Raw genomic sequence first — 22,806 nt, 5'->3', positions numbered from 1 at the left:
CCCACCCAACTACGCTGCGGCTCCCGCGCGCAGCGGCCAGCACGGCGCCGCGTGCGGCGGGCGCCAGCCACGCCTGTAGGGCACGCTCGGCCGGGACGCCGAACGGGACCGTGCGGTCGCGGCCGCCCTTGCCCGACAGGCGCGCGGTGCGTCGGGCGAAGTCGACGTCGTCCAGGTTCAGGGCGCACAGCTCGGAGACCCGGGCGGCCGTCGCGTACAGGAACTCCAGGATGGCCACGTCCCGCAGCGCCAGCGGCTCCATCGCGCGCGTCGCGGTGTCGTCGGCTGCTGCGGTGAGGGCGTCGGACATCTGGCGCTGCGAGAGGACTGCGGGCAACGGGGAGCGCGGTTTCGGTGTCACCAGGCGGGCAAGGTTCGGGATCGAGGCTTGACGGCCCCAGGCCCGGGACGCTGCCGTGCGGCGGGCGAGCGTTGCCCGCGCCGCGCCGGATTCGGCGGTCTGGGCGAGCCAGGACCTTGCGACGTCCAGGCCGACTTCGGTGGGGGTGCCCACGCCGGCGCGCTCAGCGAAGGCGAACAGGTCCACCAGGTCGGCCACATAGCCGCGCACCGTGTGCGGGGACAACCTGCGCGCCCGCAGATCCTCCTCGAAGCGGTCCAGGGCCGCCCGGTACGCGTCGTCCACGTAACCAGCCTACGTCGGATGGCGCTCCAGGAGCAGGTCGGCGGTGCGGGCAATCCGTCCGGGATCCGGCCCGCGCCAGGTGACGGCTACGCCGGGGCGGTTCCGTACCCGGGCGCGGCGCGGACGTACGCGTGGCCTGGTGAGAGAGTCGGGGCGGTCGATGGGCGGCTCCTTTCTCGATGCCGGGCATCGGATTCGAGGGCTGAGTCGGTCGGTTGCGGTACCGGGGTTGTTGGTGTGGCGGCGGCGAAGTGTTCTCCGCAGAGCTCTCGTGGCGAAGCGTTCTTCGCGGGCGCGCTTAAAGAATCAGGCGAGCGCACCACCCCCTCTCCTCACGGTCCACCCAGCCGGCTGCCGACAACCGCCCCAGGGCGGCACGGACGGCATGTGGATCCAGACCCGCGGCCAAGGCTGCTTCGACGGTGTCGAGCACACCCCGTCCGGCGACCGGGAGGGCGTCCAGGACGCGGGCCGCGATCGGGTCGAGGGAGTCGCGGGGGCGCCTGGAGCTGGTGCGGGCCGACACAGCGGGGTCGGCCAGGTCGGCACCGAGGTCGCCGAGATGTTCGACCACCTCGGCCGCGCGGGTGCAGAGCAGAGCCCCGTCACGGATCAGCTGATGGGTGCCCTCGGACGCCTCGGACGTGACGGGCCCGGGTACCGCGAGAACGGGACGGCCGAGTTCGTCGGCGAGGCGTGCGGTGACGAGCGAGCCGCTACGGGCCGCGGCCTCCACGACGAGGGTTCCGAGGCCCAGGGCCGCGATCACCCGGTTGCGGTCCAGAAAGCGAAAGCGGCTGACAGACGTCCCGGGCGGCAGTTCGGAGACGACTAAGCCCTCGGCTGCGATCGCACCGATCAGTGCCTCATGACCGCGTGGATAGACGAGGTCGATGCCACATGCGAGGGCCGCGACCGTGACTCCGCGAGCGGCGAGCGCTCCACGATGCGCGGCCCCGTCGATCCCGCGTGCGGCGCCGGAGATGACAGCCCACCCGCGTTCAGCCAGGCCGGCCGCGAGCTCGCCGGCGACGTGCATGCCGTAGCCGGTGGCAATACGCGCGCCCACGATGGACACACTGCGCTTCGACGCGGCAGCCAGATCCGTGCCGCCGAGGAACCACATTCCGAGCGGAGCGGCGTCGCCGAGGTCGTTGAGCGCGGCGGGCCACTCAGCGTCCGAGGGGATGACGTACCGAGCGCCGGTCTTGGCCCCGACAGCGAGATCGTCATCGGGATCGGCACGGTAGCAGCGGGTCTGGAGCGTGTGGCCACGGCTGATGAGCGACGCGCGATCGGCGGCCGACTCCTCGTCGTGGGGCGAGAGGAGATCAGCGGCACTCCCGGCCAGGAGCGCGGAGGCGACGGTCGGAGCGCCGAAGCGGGTGACCAGACGGCAGAGGAGGGCATCGCCAGGCTCAGACGCGTGATGAAGAACCAGGCGCGCACGACGGTCAGCAGCAGTGGGGTCTTGGGGCGCGGTGGTGACAAGCACGGGTTCAGGCGCGCGGTGAGCCGTTGGGAGTGCGGGAGGTCGAGTGGGTGGTGGAGTCTCGGGAGGGTCCGCCGTAGCGGCGGCCGCGTAGTAGAGGGAGGTCGGGGCCAGAAGCGGCTCGAGACTTGGATCGGGAGAAGGTTGCGAACGATCGGGCGGCGCATAGAACAGCGAGGTGGGAGCCAGCAGCGCGGGGACGGGTTCTGGAGTGGGTGGGGAGAGCGAAGGCTGCTCGGCACGTTGGCCGGACTCGGAGGGACCTACGCGAGCTGAGTCAGAGTTTGGATAGAGGAGCGTATTCGGAGCTAAGGACGAAGGGTCTCGAACCGATTGCCCAGCGTGCCGACCAGGCTCGGATGCCCTTGTGGAAGCTGGCTCAGAGCTTGCAGAGAGCAACGGGTTGGAGGCTGAGGGCGAAGATCCTGGCGCCGATTGCTCGGCGAATTGGGCAGGCTCCGAGGGACCTGCGGGGGCTGAGTCAGCGTTCGCAGAGCGCAGCGAGGCGGGAGCTGAAGGCGAGGGTCCGGGAGCCGCCTGCTTGGCAGGTTGGGCAGGCTCCGTGGCTGAGTCAGCGTTCGCAGAGCGCAGCGGGTTCGGGGCCAGGAGCGAAGGCTTGGAGCACAGTTGCTCAGCATCCGGCTCAGGCTGCGAGGTGGCCGCAGGAGCTGAGCCGGCGTTCGCGAGCGGCGCCGAGGCCGCCAGCGCAGGCTCCGGGACAGCTCGGCCCGGCGGCCCAGCCTGTCGTTCGGGTTCGGGTTCAGAAGTTGCTGCCGCAGTCGGGCCGGAGTTCGAGGTGGGCGCTTGGCGCGGTGCCGGGCCGGATCGGAATGGATACTCATCCGGCCGCGAGGAGTCCACCGGAACTGAGTCGGCATTGGCCCGGGAGAGCGTGGCTGGCGTTGGCGGCGCGAGCACGTCGGAGCTGGGTTGGTGGGCCAGCGCGGTGGTGCTTGCCGGGTCGGGGTTGGGGGCGGCAGCGGTGAGAAGGGCGGTCATGGCGGGCTCCTAGGTGAGTGTTCGTGGATCAGGTGGCTAGTTGGCCGGGGAGGCCTTGGCGGAAGGCGAGGGCGGTGGCTACTTCGTCGGGGCCTGGTCGAGGGCGGCCCGTGAGGTCGGCGAGGGTCCAGGCGACGCGGAGGAGGCGGTCGTAGCCGCGAGCAGTGAGGGCGCCTGCCTGGTAGCGGGCATCGATGTCGGTGAGGCTGGCGGGGGTGGGGGCGAACTCGGCACGCAGCGCGCTGCCGGGGATTTGGGCGTTGGTGGACCAGGGGCGGTCCGCGTAGCGGTGGGTGGCCCGGGCCCGGGCTTCGAGGACGCGGTCACGGACGTCGGCGCTGGATTCCCCTGGGAGGGCACCGAAGAGTTCGGCGCGGCCGACGGGGTGGACGGCCAAGCGAAGGTCGATGCGGTCCAGGAAGGGGCCGGAGAGCTTCTGGGTGTAGCGGCGGCGGGCGTCGGGGGTGCAGGTGCACTGGCCGCCTGCGGTGCCCGCACGTCCACACGGACATGGATTCATGGCCGCGACCAGGAGAAATCTCGCGGGAAAGACCACGGTGCCGGTAGCCCGGGCGATCACGATCTCGCCGGCTTCGAGGGGTTCGCGTAGTGCTTCGAGGACGGCCCGCTGCATCTCGGGGATCTCGTCGGCGAACAACACGCCGTGGTGGGCGCGGCTGATGGCGCCGGGGACGATGCGGCCGGTGCCGCCGCCGACCATGCCCGCGACCGTGCAGGTGTGGTGCACGCTCTGGTAGGGCGGATCGGTGATTAGAGGCTTTTCCCAGGGCAGCGTGCCGGCGATCGAGTGCAGGGACGAGACCTCGAGGGCGGCCGATTCGTCGAGCGGAGGAAGGATCGACGGCAGACGTTCGGCGAGCAGGGTCTTGCCCGCACCGGGGGCACCGGCCAGGAGTAGGTGGTGGCCTCCGGCGGCTGCGACTTCCAGGGCTCGGCGCGCGTCGTACTGGCCTAGGACGTCGGCCATGTCGGGCAGGGGACGGACCGGGCGTAGGGGGCCGGTACGCGGGCCGGTGTCCAGCGGGAGTGGTTCGGCATCGGGGATCTCGGTGCCTTGGAGCAGGGCCACGACCTGCGCCAAGGAGCGCATGCCGTGGACTTCGAGGCCGGATATCTGTGAGGCTTCGAGGGCGTTGGGCTCGGCGACGAGGATCCTGGTCAGGCCGTGGTCGCGGGCGGCAAGAGCGGCCGGGAGCACGCCTCGGACGGGGCGCAGGCGGCCGTCGAGGCACAGCTCGGCGAGGAAGACTGCGCCGGCGAGCGCGATCTGGCCGATGGCGCCTTCGGCGGTGAGCGCGGCGACGGCTACGGCGAGGTCGAACGCTGAGCCTTCCTTGCGGACCCAGGCCGGGGACAGCCCGACGGTGACGTTGCCGTCGGGCCAGCGGTGCCCGGAGTTGTAGGCGGCGGCGCGGGCTCGGTCGCGGCATTCGGACAGGACGGTGTCGCGCAGGCCGAGGATCTGGGTGCGGGTGGCGCCGCGGGTGACGTTGACCTCGACCTCGACGACGACGCCTTGGGTGCCGTTGAGGGCGACGGCATGGGTCCGCGAGATGCTCATGACCGAGCTCCGCAGACGCATGCCGAAGACATCGGCGCCAGCAAGTCGCCTGCCACCCCGACATCAGCCCGAGTGGGGTGGGCATGAGCGACGCCGTTCGGGCCGGCGAGCGACCCTGATGTGCCGTGGAAGACGGGGCGGTGCCCGGGCTTGGCAGGCAGCACCGGGGCCAGCCGGAGCGCGGCGGTGACGAACGCCCGAGCGACCCGCGCCTGGTCGGACCGGTCGGCACGGCAGGGAACCGAAGCCGGGGCGGCGATACCGGAGCTGCGCATCTCACACCGCCTGAAGGTGGTCGATGGCGGGTTCGGTGCGGCCGTCGGCGGGGAACAGCAGGCCGATGACGTCGACACGGATGCCTCGTAGGCCACGGGGCAGGTGGTTGCGGAGCTCCGGGTCGAGGCGGTGTTCGGCGACCCAGCGGTTGGCCAGTTTCCACAGGCGGGTGCGCTTGGCGTCGGTGATGGCGTCGAAGGGCCGGCCGCCGGTGGCTGCCCGGCGGGTCTTGACCTCGACGGTGACCAGCAGGTCGGAGGCCAGGGCGACGATGTCCAACTCGCCGCGGACGTCCGGGCCGCGCCAGCGCCAGTTGCGGTCCAGGACGTGGTAGCCGCAGGCGGTGAGGTAGGCGGCGGCGATGTCCTCGCCTTCGCGGCCCAGGCGGCCTGGGGACAGGCTGCTGTGGTCGATCGCCGACGGGAAGTCCGTCAGGTGGTGTTCGACCTCCAGGAATGGGGTTGTGCCGGCCACCGCTGCGCTCCTCCCGGTCGTTCGGTCGGCCCGTCGGTGGGCCGCTCGTGATCGAGGTTCGCTCGGGGTGGGTGGCGGGGGCCAGGGAGGATTGCGGCGGTTGTGGATAAGTGGGGTGGAATGGGAACGCCCGTCACTCGTGTGGCCTAGTGGGCACGCGTGACGGGCGTTGTTGTTCGATTTTCAATTGGATTGGCGGTCGGCGGTCCGTCAGTCGGTCGGGACTTCCAGGTCGCTCTTGGCCAGTTCCTCGACGTTGACGTCCTTGAACGTGACGACTTTCACGTTCTTCACGAAGCGTGCGGGCCGGTACATGTCCCACACCCAGGCGTCCGCCATCGTCACCTCGAAGTACACCTCACCGTCGGCCGAGCGCACCGCGAGGTCCACCTGGTTGGTCAGGTAGAAGCGCCGCTCGGTCTCGACCACGTACTTGAACAGGCCGACCACGTCGCGGTACTCGCGATAGAGCTGGAGCTCCATCTCGGTCTCGTACTTCTCGAGGTCCTCAGCGCTCATGCCCACGCTCCCCTTGGTCGGTCTTCAATCACAGTCATTGTCACCCACAACGCTGGGAAACGTTCGCCACGTTGGCATATGTGAAACGGTGCTCCGGACAAGGCCCGTGCTCCGCCAATGCGGCCTGGTGGGCGGGGGTGGAGTAGCCCTTGTGGACCTCGAAGCCGTACGCCGGGTGGCGCTGGGCCAACTCGGTCATCATGGCGTCCCGCACGGTCTTGGCCAGCACCGACGCGGCGGCCACGCAGGCAGCCACCTGGTCCCCCTTCCACATGGCAAGGCTAGGGCAGGGAAGCCCGTCCACGTGGAACCCGTCCGAGAGCGCGTACGAGGGGGCGACGTCGAGGCGGGCCACGGCGCGGCGCAGCGCAGCGATGTTCGCATGGTGCAGACCCAGACGGTCCACCTCGGGAGCCGGTATGGCGACCCACGCATAGGACAGCGCGCGCTTCTCGATCTCCAGGCGGACCCGGTCGCGGGCCTTCTCGGTGAGCAGCTTGGAGTCGGACAGGCCGGGGATGCGGCCCGAGGCCCCGGGGCGCAGGATCACGGCGGCCGCCACCAGCGGGCCTGCGCAGGCACCGCGGCCGGCCTCGTCCGCGCCGGCGACCGTGGGGAACCCGGCACGGGCCAGCGCGCGCTCGTAGCCGTAGATCCCCGCGTCGGAGCGGATCGCTACGCCGCGCGGCAGCGTGGGTGTGGGCGTAGTGGTCATCGTCTCTAACGTACAACGCAGCGGAGACGACAATGGCGGCCGCAGCGGGAAGTCCCTGCCGCGACCGCCATCGATCACCCGGTCAAATCACTACAAAGGTAGTGAACATTGACCGCTACTACATCTATAGTCGGCTGCCTAGTACGCCTCTAGCCGACGCCTACTACGTCTCTAGTCCGCCGCCGCTTCGAGCGTCCGAAGCTTCCGGCGCCGCCGCACCACCGTGATCGGCAGCGCCATGGCGACCGCCGCCACCGGCACCGCGCCCGGCGTGGCCAGCGACTGGAAGCTGACCCGGAAGTCCGACGGCACCGGCAGCGTGCCGAAGTGCGACGGCGGCCACACCTTCAGCACCGCGACGCCGACCACGTTGCCCTCCGGCACGAAGCCGCCGGTCTGGCTGTTGATGTGGGCCCGGGAGTCGACCGAGACCTCGCGGTGGTCGCCCATGACCCACAGCTTGCCCTGCGGGACGTGCACCTCGAACGGCTCCATAGAGGGCAGGTTGCTCGGGTACAAGTAGCCCGACTCCTGCAGCGGGACACCGTTGACGGTCACCGGAGCACCGTTACCGAGGCACTTCACGTCGTCGCCGCCGACCCCGATGACCCGCTTGATCAGGTCGCCGTTGTCCTCCGGCAGCAGGCCGACCGCGGTCAGGACCTTGCTGAAGACGTTCTTCGGCTTCACCGGCTCGCTGTCCAGCCAGCCGCCCGGGTCCTGGAAGACCACGATGTCGCCGCGGTTGGGCTCGTGCCCCATCCAGTTCGCGAAGCGGTTGACCAGCACGCGGTCGTTGATCTCCAGCGTGTTCTGCATCGAGCCGGAGGGGATGACGAAGGCCTGGACCAGGAAGGTCTTGATGATGAAGGCCAGCAACAGGGCGATCGCCAGCAGGAACGGCAGTTCGATGATGAACGGCCGCGGCTTCTTCGGGAACGCGAAGCGCCACACCACCGCGAACGGCAGGAGCAGCCACTGCCACCACTTGCGGGGCGCCGCCGGCTCGGCGGGCGCGGGCTCCGGCTCCCGGGTCTCCTGGTCCCCTTCCGGGGCCGGGGAGAAGCCCTCGGGGCCGCCGCTGTACTGGCCGGGGCCTTGGGGACCGCCCGGTCCCTGTGGGCCGCCGCCATAGCCACCCGGACCGCCAGGGTTGCCAGGGTTGCCGGGACCGCCAGGGCCCTCGGAACCGCCATAGCCGCCAGGACCGCCAGCAGCACCGGGAGCCCCCGGACCACCGGAACCACTCGGACCGCCGTAGCCCCCGGGACCGCCGGTGCCACTGGAACCGCCATACCCGCCGGGCGCACCGGACCCGTCATACCCGGAGGACGCCGCATAGCCGCCGCCCTGGTCATGACCCGCGTAATCGGGCCGCGGCACCACGGCCTCGCCGCGGCCGACCGGGTTGTCGGCGGTCTCGGAGCTCTCGTCCACTGTCACAGTCTGCCCTTCCGCTGACCCGCCAGGCCCGCCCCGTTTCGCTGCCGCCTGGTCCATGTCGCTGTTCCCTTCGCAGTCCCTCGAAAGTTCAGTTCAGCCAAGCGGCCGCTCCGTACCCAACCGCCCGCGTAGCCGATTGGTTACGCCCGCGGGGTCCGGAAGGAACGCACCGGCGCGACGGCGCCGGCGCAGCGATCCGGCCCGCAGCGGGACCGCGAGCGTGAGTCCCCACAGCACCGGCGGCACTGTAGCCGCGCTCTGGGCAGCCTGCGCAGGGTTCTTCAAGGAGAACGTAGAAGGAGTACCCAGGCCGCTGACGCGTGTCAGCGGCCAGATCCGCACGAAAGCGTGGCCCTGCATGTCCGAATACGGGACCAGCCCCTGGGAGGCCTCCTGCAGGTGCACCCGCGAGTCCCCGGAATCGCTCCGGTGGTCTCCGAGCACGAACACCGTGTGCGGCTGAACGGTGATCGGCCCGAAAGGGGTCTGCGACGGGTCGTCCAGCTGTCCGTCGACCCCGCGGTAGAGGTAGGAATGCTCGTCCAGCGGCACCCCATTGACCGTCACCGGCTGTCCGACGCCCTTGCACTGCACGACGTCCCCGGGCACCCCGACGACCCGCTTGATCAGGTCCTGCTCGTTGCCCTCGGGCAGCAGCCCGACCCAGGAGAACACCTTCTTGACCCCGCCGACGAAGGCGTTGTCCTTCTTGATCTCCGAGGGGTCCAGCCAGCCGCCGGGGTCCTTGAACACCACGATCTGGCCGCGCTCCGGGGTCCAGCCGAACCACGGGGTCAGCTTGTTCACCAGCACGCGGTCGCCGGGTTCGATGGTGTGCTGCATGGACTGCGAAGGGATGAAGTAGGCCTGCACGAAGAACGTCTTGATCACCAAGGCCAGCAACAGCGCGACCCCGAACAGGATCGGCAGTTCCTTCCACAACTTCACCGGTTTCAGCCGGCGCCTTTGCCCCTTGGCCACCGGCCGCACCCTAGCCTGTTCGTCGTCGAGTCTGTTGACCCGGGTCAGCAACTTTGGACAGACAGGAACAGCCGTTCCCAGTCGAACAAGTTATAGGACTTGCCTGAGGATTCTGTAAACGGCTCCGGGCCACGTCCTCACGTAGGAGGACGTGGCCCGGAGCCTTGGAAACCGTGCGGGACTTACGGGGCTCAGTGGCCCGCGACCGCCTCGCGCTTCTCCTTGATCTTCGCCTTCTTGCCGCGCAGGTCGCGCAGGTAGTACAGCTTCGCCCGGCGGACGTCACCCCGGGTCACGACCTCGATCTTCTCGATGATCGGGGTGTGCAGCGGGAAGGTACGCTCCACGCCGACACTGAAGCTGACCTTGCGGACCGTGAAGGTCTCGCGCACACCGGAGCCCTGGCGGCGGATGACGACGCCCTTGAACTGCTGGATGCGGGAGCGGTTACCCTCGACGACCTTGACGTGCACGTTGACCGTGTCACCGGGACGGAAGTCCGGGACGTCGATGCGCATCGACAGCTCGTCGATAGTGGACAGCTTGTCCATGATCTCTCCTCGTGGACGCCACAGGTCGACCACGGCTTAAGTGGCGGTGAAACCGGATCCTCACTTGAAATCGCCGTGGGCGGGTCCCCCTGCGGCAGGGCGCGTCCGGCGGGCAGGTGATTGCGTCTGTCGAAAGACAGGCACCTGCTCAAGCAGTACCGGCCTAGTCTGACACAGCGTCGGGGTCGAAACGAAATCCGCCGGAGGTCTGCGACCAGCCCAAAGCCTCCAGCTGGGCCCGGTCCCTCTTGTCCAGGGAAGCCGGGTCCAGGGCCTCGATCAGGTCCGGACGCATCTGCGCGGTCCGTTGGAACGCCTGATCCCGACGCCAGCGCGCGATCAGGCCGTGATTGCCGGACAGCAACACCGGCGGGACCTCGCGGCCGTCCCAACTGGCGGGTTTCGTATATACGGGTCCCTCTAGAAGCCCCGCCATACCGCCCTCAGAGGCGTGCCCGAAGGAGTCGTCTTTAGCGGACTCCGCATTGCCGAGCACACCGGGCAGCAGTCGGCCCACGGCCTCAACCATCACGAGCACCGCGACCTCACCGCCGGCCAACACGTAGTCGCCGATGGAGAGCTCTTCTACAGGCATCCGCTCTGCGGCAGCCTCTATAAACCGCCGATCGATTCCCTCATAGCGCGCCGGAGCGAACACCAGATGGGAAGCCGTCGCCAGATCCTCGGCCACCCGCTGGGTGAACGGCCGGCCCGACGGCGTCGGCACGACCAGGCGCGCGCCGTCCTCCGAACCCGGCGGGACGATCTGAGTCAGCGCCGCCGACCACGGTTCGGGCTTCATCACCATGCCGGGCCCGCCGCCGCACGGCGTGTCGTCCACGGTGTTGTGCCGGTCGTGAGTCCAACCGCGCAGCTCGTGCACGTGCACGTCGAGGATCCCGGCGGCCGCCGCCTTGCCGATCAGCGAGACGTCCAGCGGCGCCAGGTACTCGGGGAAGATGGTGACGATGTCAATGCGCATGGGATACCCGGTGAGAAGTGGCCGCTACTCGACGCTGTCCAGGTCCAGCAGCCCGGCCGGCGGATCGACCACGACCCGGCCGCCGGCGACGTCCACGGTCGGGACGAACTGCTTGACGAACGGGATCAGCACCTCGGGACCGGCGGGCCGCTTGACCGCCAGCACGTCCTGCCCCGGCAGGTGCAGCAGGTCGGCGATCTCGCCCAGCGCGCTGCCGTCGGCCAACTCCACGGGCAGCCCGACCAGCTGGTGGTCGTAGTACTCGTCGGGGTCGTCCGGGGTCTCGTCCGGATCGGCCTCGACCACCAGGATCGTGTTCCGCAGCGCCTCGACGGCGTTCCGGTCGGCCACGCCCTCGAAGGACAGCAGCAGGGTCCCGCTGTGGAAGCGCATGTCCGACACCACCAGCGGGCCGCGCTCGGCCGGCTCGGTCAGCAACCGGGAGCCGGGGGCGAAACGCAGGTCCGGGTCGTCGGTGCGGACCTCGACGGTGGCCTGGCCGCGGATGCCGTGGGCACGACCGATCCGGCCGACCACCAGGCGCAGTGCCTCGGGTCGGCCGGACGGGGTGTCTGCTTCAGGGCTCACCGGTAGCCGGCCGCCTCGACGAGGTCGACACGCAGCGAGCGGCCGCCGAGGGCGGCCATCACGGTGCGCAGCGCCCGCGCGGTGCGCCCGCCGCGGCCGATCACCTTGCCCAGGTCGTCCGGGTGCACCCGGACTTCCAAGACCTTGCCGCGGCGCTGGTCACGCTCGCGGACCCGGACCTCATCGGGGTGCTCGACGATGCCCTTGACCAGGTGCTCCAGGGCCTCTTCCAGCATGCTCAGCCCTCGGAAGCGATCTCAGCCTCGACGGCCGGGGCCGGGGTCTCCACCGGAGCCTCGGTCGCCGGGGTCTCCTCGGCCTTCTTCTCGGCCTTTTCAGCCTTGTCGGCCTTCTTCTTCGGCGTGGTCGCGCCGGTCTTCGGCTCGTCGGCGGCTTCCTTGGCGGCGGCCTCGAAGACGGCCTTGCGGTCGGCCTTGGGGGCCGCGACCTTCATCGGCGCCGGGGCGTCCAGGCCCTTGAACCTCTGCCAGTCGCCGGTGATCTTCAGGATCGCCGCGACGGCCTCGGTCGGCTGCGCGCCGACGCCCAGCCAGTACTGCGCGCGCTCGGAAAGCACCTCGATGTAGGAAGGGTCCTCCTTCGGGTGGTACTTGCCGATCTCCTCGATCGCGCGACCGTCCCGCTTGGTGCGGGCGTCGGCCACGATGATCCGGTACTGCGGGTTCCGGATCTTGCCCATGCGCTTGAGCTTGATCTTGACTGCCACGGTGTGGTGTCTCCTGCTTGGTTGACTGCGGGTGGTGCCACCGCACCGCCACGTGGGGACATGGCATCGGCAGCAGCCGGATGGACACGGCTTAGCGCAGGAGAGAGGGCCATGCGCGACCGGTACAAGCTTCCATTGTGCCAGAAGGTTCAGGCTGGTCGGGACGCCCCCCGGTGCGCTGGGACACCGGGAGGCACCGAAGCGTCACTCCGCCTGATGGATCGCCGGCGGATCATCGGTGGATCGCCGAGTCGAACCGCCGCGCCCCTACTGGGGAGGCAGCAGGTTCTTGAACTCGTCCGGCAGCTCGAACTGGCCGCCGTCCTCCCCGAACGGGCCGTTGCCATCCTTGCGCGCCTGCCGCGCCGCCTCCTCGGCCTTGGCCTTGGCCGGGTTCCCGGAGCGCGAGCGGCCCTTGGACTTGGACGCCTTGTCGGCCGCCTTGGCCTTGGCCGACTTGCGCTTGGTGCCGCCGAGCCCGCCGGCCCCGGGCAGCCCCGGCATGCCGGGCATCCCGCCCTTGGCCATCTGCGACATCATCTTCTTGGCCTCGAGGAAGCGCTCGATGAGGTTGTTGACCTCCGGCACCGAGGTGCCCGAGCCCCGGGCGATGCGCTGCCGGCGCGAGCCGTTGATGATCTTGACGTCCTCGCGCTCGCCCGGGGTCATCGACTTGATGATCGCGGCGATCCGGTTGACATCCTTGTCGTCGATCTCCTTGAGCTGGTCCTTGATGCCACTGACACCCGGCAGCATGCCGAGCAGTTTGGTCATGGAGCCGAGCTTCTTCAGCTGCTCCATCTGGTTCAGGAAGTCGTCGAGCGTGAACTCGTTGCGGGCCAGCTTGCCCGCCATCTTCTCGGCCTCGGCCTGGTCGAACGCCTTCTCGGCCTGCTCGATCAGGGTCATCATGTCGCCCATGTCGAGGATGCGGCTCGCCATGCGCTCGGGGTGGAAGACGTCGAACTCCTCCAGCTTCTCCCCGGAGGAGGCGAACATCACCGGCTTGCCGGTGACCTGGCGCACCGACAGGGCCGCGCCGCCGCGGGCGTCGCCGTCGAGCTTGGTGAGCACCACGCCGTCGAAGCCGACGCCGTCCATGAAGGCCTGGGCGGTGGTCACCGCGTCCTGGCCGATCATGGCGTCGACCACGAACAGGACCTCGTCGGGCCGGACCGCGTCCCGGATGTCGGCGGCCTGCCGCATCAGCTCGGCGTCGATGCCCAGCCGGCCGGCGGTGTCGACGATCACCACGTCGTGCATCTTGGCCTTGGCGAACTCGATCGAGTCCTGCGCCACCTTGACCGGGTTCCCGACGCCGTTGCCGGGCTCCGGGGCGAACACCGGCACGCCGGCCCGGTCGCCGACGACCTGCAGCTGGGTGACCGCGTTGGGCCGCTGCAGGTCAGCCGCGACCAGCACCGGGGTGTGGCCCTCGGACCGCAGCCAGTACGCCAGCTTGCCGGCCAGCGTGGTCTTACCGGCACCTTGCAGACCGGCGAGCAAGATCACCGTGGGCGGGTTCTTGGCGAACCGCAGCCGCCGGGTCTCGCCGCCGAGGATGCCGACGAGCTCCTCGTTGACGATCTTGATGATCTGCTGCGCCGGGTTCAGCGCCTTGGAGACCTCCGCGCTCTCGGCCCGGGTCCGGACCGCCGCGATGAACGGCCGCACAGCCTCCAGGGAGACGTCCGCCTCCAGCAGGGCGCGCCTGATCTCGCGCAGCGTCTCGTCGATGTCCTGGGGCGAGAGCCGACCCTTGCCGCGCAGGTTTTTGAACGTCGTGGCCAAACGATCGGAGAGCGTGTCGAACACGTCGTATTCATCCTTCGCGCGGAAATCAACAGATCGGGCGGATTAGAAAAACCGCCGTAGTCCACCAGGGTAGCCGCTGACGTCGTGAGACCGGAGTCTGGCCGTGTTTGTCAGAACGGTGCGCCACCATGGTGTCAACACGAGGTGAGGGAGAACAACACAGTGACTCTGGTCAACAAGTACGCGGGGACGTGCTCCGCGTGCAAGGGTCGGGTGGAAGCCGAGGCCGGTACGCGCGCCAACGTGGACGGTGCGTGGCAGACCTATCACCACGAGTGCGCCCCGGCGTGGGAGCCCCGACCCCAGACCCAGACCCAACCCGAAGGTGCGGCGCAGCCGACCGTGCCGCCGCAGCGCGGCTCGCATGACGGCTGGCACCGCCGCCGACTGGCCGGCTTCGACACCGAGACCACCGGCCGCGACCCGAAGACCGTCCGGATCGTCTCGGCGTCCATCGTCGCCTCCGACGGCTCAGAGAAGTCCTTCCTCATCGACCCCGGCATGGAGATCCCGGCCGAGGCCACCGCGATCCACGGCATCACCACCGAGTACGCCCGCGAGCACGGCGCGCCGCCGCGCCGGACTCTGGACGAGATCGCCGACGCGCTGGCCGCCGAACTGCGCGCGGGCACCCCGCTGGTGGTCTTCAACGCCCCGTACGACCTGACGCTGCTGGAGGCCGAGCTGGCGCGCAACGGGCTGACCCCGCTGGCCGCCCGGGCACCTGTGGCCCCGGTGATCGACCCGCTGGTCATCGACCGGCAGATGGACAAGTTCCGCAAGGGCGCGCGCACGCTGGAAGCCCAGTGCCAGTTCTACGGTGTGCCGATCACCCACGCGCACGACGCCGCGGCCGACGCTTTGGCGGCGATGAACCTGGCCCAGGTGATCGGCGCCACCTACGCCGCGGTCGGGACGCTGGACGCGGTGCGGTTGCACGAGGCGCAGGCCCGCTGGAAGGCCGAGCAGGAGGCAGACCGGGCGGCGTACCGGGAGCGCCGGGGCGAGAAGTCCTACGCCGAGCCGGAGTGGCCGACCCGGCCGCTGGCTACCTCGGCGTGATGCAGAACACATCGACGTCTTCTACAGAATCGATCCCTTCCGCAGGCAGGTGACGCTGTAGAGACGTGTGCGGCGGGTGACCCGGATCATGGGTCACCCGCCGCACACGTCTCTACAGGACTACAGAACGGGATCTACAGAGGTCTCTATATAGAGGTCTTTATAAGGTGCGCTATCAGGGCACTCTCAGTGCCAGAACACGGCGATGACGATGTTCGCCAGCGTCAGCCCGCCGATCCCGAAGTAGACGCCCTTGGCGATCTCCTCCTTGGTCCGCTGCGTCCAGATCAATCCGGCGATCACCACCAGGATCCCGAGCTTCACCGCCATCTTCGCCGCCGGCGGCGCGTGGTGCAGGCCGTTGTCGTCCACCGCATACAACCCCAGCCCGGTGACCAGCATCGTCGCCGCGCCGTGCAGCATGGCCGGAACGACACGCTTGGTCTGGGCGGCCATCTGCGTCAGGAACCCGCCCAACAGCGAGGCGATACCGACGAAATGCAGGACCAGCAGGCATTCTTGCAGTACTTTCACGCCTGCATCCTACGAGCACCACTTGCGATGCCGACGCTGAGTCGGCAAGAACCACGGGATCGACCTAGCGCGAAACCGGACAGCACACACTGAATCAGGACCACTAAACGCCTCCTAAAGTAAAATCCTGGTATAGCGTCCTGGGCCGGTCCGTTTTGTCGTTCGAGGTCTCGCTAGGGTTACGGCCGGACTCTCGTAACCACGCCGCCCATCCTGGACGGTGGCGGGAGTTCACGCCGAATCCGGCGAAGCGCGACCCGCAGTTAGCTTGGGCTTCCACACAGCCCAGGGGCGGAGCGCAGATCCGGAACCGGGGACCCACCAGTCCCACCGGCCTGCATCCACTGGGGCCAGGGGTGAATCGGTCCGCTGCGAACCCCCGCGCGGCGGCCTGTAGGGCACGCTTCTCAGCCCGAACCCGTCAGCTAACCCGGTAGGCGGCAGGTAGAGAAGGAGAGCGCCTTCGTGGCGTCCCACAAAACCGTGACCACTCACCGCGCGTCCAAGAAGACGATCACCGCGCCTCGCACCGCGGTGACGCTGGCGACCGCCACGGTCGGTTCCATCGCGCTGCTCCCGGGTCTGGCCCACGCCGACCCGACACCGAACCTCAACGACGTCAAGAACCAGGTCAACACCCTCCACAACCAGGCCGAGCAGGCCTCTGAGGCGTATGACCAGGCGTCCACCAACCTGTCGGCGCTGCAACACAAGGTCGACCAGATCCAGGCCCGCATCACTTCCGAGCAGACGCAGCTGACCAACGCGCAGTCCTCGCTGGGCAGCCTGGCCGCGGCTCAGTACCGCGCTGGCGGCGTGGACAGCTCGCTGGAGCTCATGCTCTCGGCCGCCCCGGACTCGTTCCTGCAGGCCGCCACCGCGATGAACGAGGCCTCCAGCCACTCCACCGCCGCGATGTCCTCCGCGCAGGAGATCAAGCGCCAGCTGGACCAGGACAAGGCCGAGGCCTCGGCGGACCTGCAGCAGCTGCAGAAGACGCGCGACCAGATGGCGCAGACCAAGACGGACATCGACGCCAAGGAGAAGCAGGCGCAGACTCTGCTGGACTCGCTGACGCCCACTCAGCAGACCCAGTACAAGCAGCAGCAGAGCGAGCAGAACCAGCAGGCCCAGACCCCTCCGCCCGGCCTGCCGCCGGCGCCCAACGCCCGCGCGGCGACAGCGGTCGCCTTCGCCAAGGCCCAGGTCGGCAAGCCCTATGTCTACGGCGCGGAGGGCCCGAGCAGCTTCGACTGCTCCGGTCTGACCGAGGCCGCGTGGGCTGCCGCGGGGGTGTCGATGTCGCACTCCTCCTCGGCCCAGGCCTACGAGTTCCCGGCCGTCAGCGAGAGCAACATCGCGGTCGGTGACCTGGTCATCTACTACGGCAGCATGCATCACGTCGGGATATACGTCGGCGGCGGCATGGTGATCCACGCCCCGTACCCGGGCACGACCGTGCAGTACGCTCCGATCAACTCCATGCCCGTGGTGAGGGTTGTCCGGCCGTAGTATTGTGCCAAGCCAGCCGCGGGGCGCCGACAGTCACGTCGGCGCCCTTCGACGTTGTCCAGGGGGACGGAATGTCTGAGTACGGAGTCGGTCGCGAACACGCCGACACCACCGCAGAGCCGGTGCCGACCGGGGAGCCCGGGGACCTCGTCGCCGAAGGAGAGCTCATCGCCGAGCCGGTGGAGGAACCGGTCGAGGAGTACGCCGACCCGCAGGAGTGGATCGGCGGCCTGATCAGCGCCCTGGAGCAGGCCGAGCAGGGCATCGGCTCGGGCCCCCGCGACGCGCTGATGGCGCGGATCAAACTGGCGCAGGCCTACTCCGAGCTCGGCGACACGGTGCAGGCCGCACCGCTGGCGGTGACGAACGTGGCGCAGGCCCAGCGGCTGTTCCCGTCCAGCGAGGGGATGCTGCGGCAGCTGCGGGACTTCCGGGACGCGGCGTGTGAGGCCGCGGGCTGGACCGCAGCGATGATGCGGGAGCCGGAGGAGGCGCCGGATGCCGAGGTTTTCGAGCAGCCCAGCGAGTTGGTGTCGCGGGCGGCGGCAGTTGCGGCGGCGGCTGAGACCAGTGAGTCGGCTATACCCTACGACCCGGCGGAGGACTTCTCTGCGGAGCGGGTGATTACTGCTACTCCTGCTGCTCCTACTGCGGCTTCTTCAGCTTCAGCGGCTGCGGCTTCTCTCAGTGCGGGCGCTCCGACCGCGAGCAGTCCGGCTGCAAGTACTCCGGCTGCGGACCTCGCGGCAGAACCCGATCCCGCAGCGGTGGTGACCGAGGGACATCAGTTCGCTGACCCGGAGCCGGCCGGTGCGGTAATCCACGAGTTCGTGCGCCGCCCGCAGGAGCCGGACGCGCTGCAGTGGGCCGCCGAGGTGCAGGCCGCGCTCACGCAGCCGGCAGAGCTGGCGATCCCGATACCGCCGGACCCGGAGTACGCCGAGGAGGTCGAGGAGGTCGAGCCGGCACTGGCCTCGGCTGACCTGGCGGATCTGAGCGATCTGGCCGATCTGGCGGCGATCGAGGAGATCATTCGGCTGCGGTATGAGCTGCGGGAGGCGCAGCGGACTATCGAGCGGCTGCGGCATGTAAACCGGAAGCTGCACGAGGCGCTGGAGTTCGATCAGGAGTCGTAGGGGACTTCGCTGCGGTTAGACTCGCTGTCACTACGGCATGGCGGCTGCATGGCGGCCAGTGGTTCGGAGGCAGCCTCCGATCCAGGGCACCGGCGGTTCTGAGGCAGCCCCCCAGTCAGGGCGGCTGTGCTCGGCTCCGGCAAGGGGCGCGCTACGGCGGGCGTTACGGCCAGGCATCGCGGCCAAGCACCGCTCGGCGTCGCTACGAGACCGCGCTACCGGCTGACTCGGCAGGGCTCAACTGTGCCAGAGGCGCTGAGACCGGGTGTCACGTGGTGGCACCGCAGCAAGCCCGACGTCGGCGGAACTGTATGCGGTACCAAGGGCAGGCAAGCTTTGTGTGGCATCGTCACTAGTGCAGCTGGCGATCCCGAATGGGTGCGTAAGATCCCGGACATGGCCCTACGACCAGTCCAGGTGAACATCAAAGCCCTTGATCACGCAGCGATCGGCCGCTTCTGGGCCGACGCACTCGGCTGGCGTGCCGACAGCGAGGAAAGCGGCCTGACCAGCGTCGGACCCGCGGGGAGCCTGGTCTGGCCGGACCCGATCGCTCTGACCATCGACGTCGTCGCCGTCCCTGCGCCCAAGTCGGCAACGAAGAACCGGATGCACCTCGACCTGGCCACCACGTCCGCAGCCCACCAAACAGAGCTCGTAGAGCGGCTGAGGGACATCGGGGCGACGTCTGCCGACATCGGCCAGGGCGACGTCCCATGGACAGTCCTAGCCGATCCCGAGGGCAACGAGTTCTGCGTCCTGGAGCCACGCGAGGTCTACCGCGACACAGGACCAATCGCGGCGGTGGCAGTCGACTGCGTGGACCCACGAGCAATGGCCCGTTTCTGGGCCACGGCGATCGATTGGTCCGTCCGCGACCTGACCGACGACTACACCGTCATGCGCTCCCCCAAGGACGCCGGGCCGTTCCTGGAGTTCCTGCGCTCCCCCGAGGCGAAGACCGTGCCCGATCGCGTACACCTCGATCTGCTCCCATACGCGATCGACCAGAAGCCGGCGGAGGTGGAACGGCTGTACGCCCTCGGCGCGACCGACCTCGATCTCGGCCAGGGTGACGTCCCGTGGACGTGCCTCACCGACCCCGAGGGCCACGAGTTCTGCGTACTGGGGCCAGCCACCGACCTCTAGCCCCTCACGGCCCCGCGACCCCGCGGCCTCTCGACTTCTCGACTTCTCGACCTCTTCGCCTCTTCGCCTCTTCGCCTCTTCGCCTCTTCGCCTCTTCGCCTCTTCGCCTCTTCGCCTCTTCGCCTCTTCGCCTCTTCGCCTCTTCGCCTCTTCGCCTCTTCGCCTACGACCTAGGTCCCAGCGCCCAACCCTGGCGGCAAAGCGAAGGGCCGGATCCGAAGACCCGGCCCGCCGCCAGCACCCGCCAACGCCTACGAAGCGTCTACTCCCACTCGATCGTCCCCGGCGGCTTGCTGGTCACGTCCAGCACCACTCGGTTGACGTCGGCGACCTCGTTGGTGATCCGCGTCGAGATCTGCGCCAGCACCTCATACGGCAGCCGGGACCAGTCGGCGGTCATCGCGTCCTCACTGGAGACCGGGCGCAACACGATCGGGTGACCATAGGTCCGGCCGTCGCCCTGGACGCCCACCGACCGCACGTCAGCCAGCAGCACCACCGGGCACTGCCAGATCTCCTTGTCCAGCCCGGCCGCGGTCAGCTCCTCGCGGGCAATAGCGTCGGCCTCGCGCAGCAAGTCCAGGCGGTCCTTCGTAACCTCGCCGACGATGCGGATGCCCAGGCCCGGGCCCGGGAACGGCTGGCGCCCCACGATCGCCTCGGGCAGCCCCAACTCACGGCCGACCTGCCGCACCTCGTCCTTGAACAGCTTGCGCAGCGGCTCGATCAACTCGAACTGCAGATCCTCAGGCAGCCCACCGACGTTGTGATGGCTCTTGATGTTCGCGGTGCCGGCGCCGCCCCCCGACTCCACGACGTCCGGGTAGAGCGTGCCCTGCACCAGGAACTTCACCGCCTCACCGGCGTCCGCCGACTCCGCGACGATCTCCCGCTCAGCCTGCTCGAAGACCCGGATGAACTCCCGACCGATGATCTTGCGTTTCTCCTCCGGGTCGGACACCTCGGCCAGCGCGGACAGGAACCGCTCCTCAGCGTCGACCACCTTCAGCTGCACACCAGTAGCCGCGACGAAGTCCTTCTCGACCTGCTCGGCCTCACCCTTGCGCAGCAGCCCGTGGTCGACGAACACGCACGTCAGCTGCTCACCGATGGCCTTCTGCACGATAGCCGCAGCCACCGCGGAGTCCACCCCGCCAGACAGCCCGCAGATCGCCCGCTTGGTACCAACCTGCTCGCGAATCGCCGCGACCTGCTCATCAACGATGTTGCCGGTGGTCCAGTTCGGCGTGATGCCGGCGCCACGGTAGAGGAAGTTCTCCAATAGCAGCTGCCCGAACTGCGAGTGCATGACCTCGGGGTGGTGCTGGATGCCGTACAGCCGGTTCTCGTCATCCTCGAACGCCGCAACCGGGGTCTTGGCAGTGGTCCCGGTCACCCGAAAACCCGCCGGGGCCGCCACGACGGCGTCGCCGTGCGACATCCACACCGGCTGATCGGCGTGCGAGCCCTGGAACAGGGTGGACCCGGTGTCGGTGACCTCCAGCGAGGTGCGGCCATACTCCCGACCGCCGGTCTGCTCGACCACGCCGCCCAGCGCACGCGCCATGGCCTGGAATCCATAGCAGATGCCCAGAGTCGGCACCCCAGCGCGGAACAACTCCGCACCAACGTTCGGCGCACTCTCGGCATAGACCGAGGACGGCCCGCCGGAAAGGATCACCGCCTTGGGCTTCTTGGCGAGGATTTCGGCGACCGTCGCGGTGTGCGGCACGATCTCGCTGTAGACGTGGGCTTCGCGGACCCGGCGCGCGATGAGCTGCGCGTACTGGGCTCCGAAGTCGATGACAAGAACGGTGTCGGCAGGCTGCTCCATGATGCGGCCAAGTCTATCGGGCGCGAGTGATAGCTCAGGTCACGTGCGTGATCGCTGGTCGCCCCGCGCCGCGTTCGGGTGGTCGCCAGCGCCGGGCACCCGGCAGCACACAATCGGGCGAATCACACGGCAGGGATCCGGCGGTTCCGACAGCGGCCAGCCGCCTGCGACCGCAGCCCGCCTGACACTGTTCGTGACCCGCCCTGACCGGCACCGTTCGCGACCAGCCCCGCCCGACGCCGTTCGTGACCGGGGTCGCACCGCTTCAAGGTGTGCCGCGCGGCCCAGCAGCGGCGCCTGCAGCCGGGCCGAGCGGAGAGCGGCACGCCGATCGGCCTCCCACAGGTGCGCGTCCGCGCCGGGATGTTCGTCGCTGGCTGGCCGGCTAGGTTCCCCGACGGGCGCCACCTGGCGTGAGCGGTGTTGGCGACGGGGCAAGCCAGTGCCCGCGCCAGCTCTGCTCTGCGGCGAGGCGGCGGCCGGAGCAGCGTCGGGGTTAGCACCGCGTCGGCGTGGCCGAGGAAACGCTCGGGCGCGGTTGGCAGGCACTTCCGGCAGGTCCGGGCTCCGGTCAGCTCGGCCTTTGCCGGCGTCCGTCCTGCGACGCACTTTGCCATTCGGTTCCTCCTTGCCGTGCGATGGGCGCTCCTCAGGGCCGGGCCCTGGCGCATGGGGGTTGCGCCGGGGTCCGGCTGAGGGTTTGCCGTACCCGCCCCCGGAGGGGCCTGCTCGATGCGGGGCGATCCCCCACATTTCCTCCGGCTTGACCAAGCCGGAGGCTCTTATCGCCTCGCCTCGAGCAGTCGACAACTTGGTGTCATCGAGGGTGTGGCGGCGGCCTCCGGGGCCTGCGCGGTGAGCTCTGTCCGCGTTCGGCCCGGTGGTGACCGTCATCCTGGGCCGCCCGTGTGCCTTGGCCTGGCGGACGGCTTTCGGAATGACTCAATAGTGCGCGTAGCTCGCATATTGGACATCGGGCGATTGGCGTAGATCGGCCTACGCATATTGGCTGTGGCCATGTGAGTGAATCGTCGGGATGACGAGTTTGTTTGCCGCCGGCCTGCGTGATCGGCGGCAGGACGGTGGCCACCTGCGGGGAGTTGGCCGGGGTGCGCGTCAGATCTCAGGGATTGTGCGCCGGGACAGGATGTCGTCGGTCGTTGTGGCCAGCGACAGTCTGGGGTGTTGGGCACGCCGAGGGCTATCGCGCCGCCGGCCCGCAGTCACGGCGCCATCGGATGGGCATCGGGCCGGGTGGATGAGCCACAGCAGTGCCAGCGGCCACGGCGGTGGCAGTGGCCGTGAGCGGGGCAATGGCCGTGAGCGGTGGCGGTGGCCGTGATCGGCGGCAATGGCCGTGATCGGTGGCGGTGGCGGTGGCGGTGGCTGCGGCGGTAGGGGTGGTGATGCCGCTCGACGGCGACCGGGATTTTGGCCGTTACCGCGGACGGGGGCACCAACCCGGACGCCGCTCAGCGGAGGTTCGGCGAGAGTTTGGCGAGGTCGGAGTGCTCGGCGAGCTCGTCGGCCTCGGGTCGGGGCCGCAGCGTGGTGGACCGTGTGAAACGCCTGGACCAGGGGTCTGCGGTGGCTGTCCGATGCGGGACCGCGACGTGGCGGGCGTTGCGGAACGCCTTGATGTGGGGCGGTCGGGACGGCTCGGTGGTCGACTGCGGTCGAGGACCTACTGGGCGGTGCTGCTCACGCCGCTCTTTCTATTACGGACGGCCGCCGCGATGTCGGCGGCCGTCCTTGGTTCCGCGCCGCTTCCGGGCCGGTCGGGGATTCC

The 22,806-nt window shown here is 69.3% G+C and carries 20 protein-coding genes and 1 riboswitch; of the genes, 4 read left to right on the top strand and 16 right to left on the bottom strand.

From position 1 onward, the window contains the following. The 14 genes from IZR01_RS35035 to ffh all read right to left on the bottom strand — a co-directional run. On the bottom strand, positions 1–646 hold a 646-nt coding region (locus tag IZR01_RS35035; protein ID WP_194926344.1), incomplete at its 3' end, for a tyrosine-type recombinase/integrase. A 298-nt stretch (positions 647–944) separates the two neighbouring features. After that, positions 945–2,141: a DNA-processing protein DprA gene (dprA, locus tag IZR01_RS53695; protein WP_194926343.1), complete on the bottom strand. Its 1,197-nt coding sequence runs from the start codon at positions 2,139–2,141 to the stop codon at positions 945–947. Between the two features lie 1,024 nt (positions 2,142–3,165). Beyond that, the gene (locus IZR01_RS35025; RefSeq protein ID WP_194926342.1) at positions 3,166–4,719 is read right to left on the bottom strand and encodes a YifB family Mg chelatase-like AAA ATPase; all 1,554 of its coding nucleotides are present in this window, start codon (positions 4,717–4,719) and stop codon (positions 3,166–3,168) included. A gap of 276 nt (positions 4,720–4,995) precedes the next feature. Next, complete coding sequence (locus IZR01_RS35020) at positions 4,996–5,469, bottom strand: YraN family protein (protein WP_323747183.1); 474 nt, start codon at positions 5,467–5,469, stop codon at positions 4,996–4,998. Positions 5,470–5,679: 210 nt separating this feature from the next. After that, positions 5,680–5,988, bottom strand: coding sequence for a DUF2469 domain-containing protein (locus IZR01_RS35015; RefSeq protein WP_012785735.1), 309 nt, complete (start codon positions 5,986–5,988; stop codon positions 5,680–5,682). A 40-nt stretch (positions 5,989–6,028) separates the two neighbouring features. Further along, positions 6,029–6,703, bottom strand: a complete 675-nt coding sequence (locus IZR01_RS35010) for a ribonuclease HII (protein WP_194926341.1) — start codon at positions 6,701–6,703, stop codon at positions 6,029–6,031. A 171-nt stretch (positions 6,704–6,874) separates the two neighbouring features. After that, on the bottom strand, positions 6,875–8,140 hold the full coding sequence (gene lepB / locus IZR01_RS51365; protein WP_323747182.1) for a signal peptidase I: 1,266 nt from the start codon (positions 8,138–8,140) through the stop codon (positions 6,875–6,877). 99 nt (positions 8,141–8,239) lie between these two features. Next, positions 8,240–9,127, bottom strand: coding sequence for a signal peptidase I (lepB, locus tag IZR01_RS35000; protein WP_323747181.1), 888 nt, complete (start codon positions 9,125–9,127; stop codon positions 8,240–8,242). 191 nt (positions 9,128–9,318) lie between these two features. Next, positions 9,319–9,678 (bottom strand): 50S ribosomal protein L19, encoded by a 360-nt coding sequence (rplS, locus tag IZR01_RS34995; protein WP_194895997.1) that lies wholly within the window; start codon positions 9,676–9,678, stop codon positions 9,319–9,321. A 163-nt stretch (positions 9,679–9,841) separates the two neighbouring features. After that, entirely contained in the window at positions 9,842–10,660 is an 819-nt protein-coding gene (gene trmD / locus IZR01_RS34990) for a tRNA (guanosine(37)-N1)-methyltransferase TrmD (RefSeq protein WP_194926340.1), read from the bottom strand. Positions 10,661–10,684: 24 nt separating this feature from the next. After that, positions 10,685–11,206: a ribosome maturation factor RimM gene (gene rimM / locus IZR01_RS34985; RefSeq protein ID WP_194926345.1), complete on the bottom strand. Its 522-nt coding sequence runs from the start codon at positions 11,204–11,206 to the stop codon at positions 10,685–10,687. Positions 11,207–11,244: 38 nt separating this feature from the next. Next, positions 11,245–11,484 carry an RNA-binding protein gene (locus tag IZR01_RS34980; protein ID WP_012785728.1) on the bottom strand — a complete coding sequence of 80 codons (240 nt, stop codon included), beginning with the start codon at positions 11,482–11,484 and terminating at the stop codon, positions 11,245–11,247. Between the two features lie 2 nt (positions 11,485–11,486). After that, positions 11,487–11,975, bottom strand: a complete 489-nt coding sequence (rpsP, locus tag IZR01_RS34975) for a 30S ribosomal protein S16 (protein ID WP_194926339.1) — start codon at positions 11,973–11,975, stop codon at positions 11,487–11,489. Between the two features lie 267 nt (positions 11,976–12,242). Beyond that, entirely contained in the window at positions 12,243–13,790 is a 1,548-nt protein-coding gene (gene ffh / locus IZR01_RS34970; RefSeq protein ID WP_194896000.1) for a signal recognition particle protein, read from the bottom strand. A gap of 162 nt (positions 13,791–13,952) precedes the next feature. Here ffh and IZR01_RS34965 point away from each other — a divergent pair, with 162 nt between their 5' ends. Beyond that, the gene (locus IZR01_RS34965) at positions 13,953–14,852 is read left to right on the top strand and encodes an exonuclease domain-containing protein (RefSeq protein WP_323746439.1); all 900 of its coding nucleotides are present in this window, start codon (positions 13,953–13,955) and stop codon (positions 14,850–14,852) included. 186 nt (positions 14,853–15,038) lie between these two features. Here the strand turns inward: IZR01_RS34965 and IZR01_RS34960 are convergent, their stop codons facing one another. Then, positions 15,039–15,386, bottom strand: coding sequence for a hypothetical protein (locus tag IZR01_RS34960; protein WP_194896001.1), 348 nt, complete (start codon positions 15,384–15,386; stop codon positions 15,039–15,041). Between the two features lie 287 nt (positions 15,387–15,673). Further along, positions 15,674–15,841, top strand: a riboswitch (cyclic di-AMP (ydaO/yuaA leader). A gap of 10 nt (positions 15,842–15,851) precedes the next feature. On the opposite strand from IZR01_RS34960, the gene IZR01_RS53690 reads away from it, so the two are divergent. The 3 genes from IZR01_RS53690 to IZR01_RS34945 all read left to right on the top strand — a co-directional run bounded on the left by IZR01_RS53690 (position 15,852) and on the right by IZR01_RS34945 (position 19,183). Next, the gene (locus IZR01_RS53690) at positions 15,852–16,898 is read left to right on the top strand and encodes a C40 family peptidase (protein WP_194896002.1); all 1,047 of its coding nucleotides are present in this window, start codon (positions 15,852–15,854) and stop codon (positions 16,896–16,898) included. A 71-nt stretch (positions 16,899–16,969) separates the two neighbouring features. Further along, positions 16,970–18,034 carry a hypothetical protein gene (locus IZR01_RS34950; RefSeq protein WP_194926338.1) on the top strand — a complete coding sequence of 355 codons (1,065 nt, stop codon included), beginning with the start codon at positions 16,970–16,972 and terminating at the stop codon, positions 18,032–18,034. A 396-nt stretch (positions 18,035–18,430) separates the two neighbouring features. Further along, positions 18,431–19,183, top strand: coding sequence for a VOC family protein (locus IZR01_RS34945; RefSeq protein ID WP_194926337.1), 753 nt, complete (start codon positions 18,431–18,433; stop codon positions 19,181–19,183). A 262-nt stretch (positions 19,184–19,445) separates the two neighbouring features. On the opposite strand, the gene guaA is transcribed toward IZR01_RS34945, so the two are convergent. Continuing rightward, the gene (guaA, locus tag IZR01_RS34940) at positions 19,446–21,017 is read right to left on the bottom strand and encodes a glutamine-hydrolyzing GMP synthase (protein WP_194926336.1); all 1,572 of its coding nucleotides are present in this window, start codon (positions 21,015–21,017) and stop codon (positions 19,446–19,448) included. Between the last annotated feature and the right edge of the window lie 1,789 nt (positions 21,018–22,806).

The organism is Catenulispora pinisilvae (assembly GCF_015356865.1).
Taxonomy (GTDB): Bacteria; Actinomycetota; Actinomycetes; order Streptomycetales; family Catenulisporaceae; genus Catenulispora; species Catenulispora pinisilvae.
Note: the sequence above shows the minus strand (reverse complement) of the source record. Positions and strands in the feature narration are given on the sequence as shown.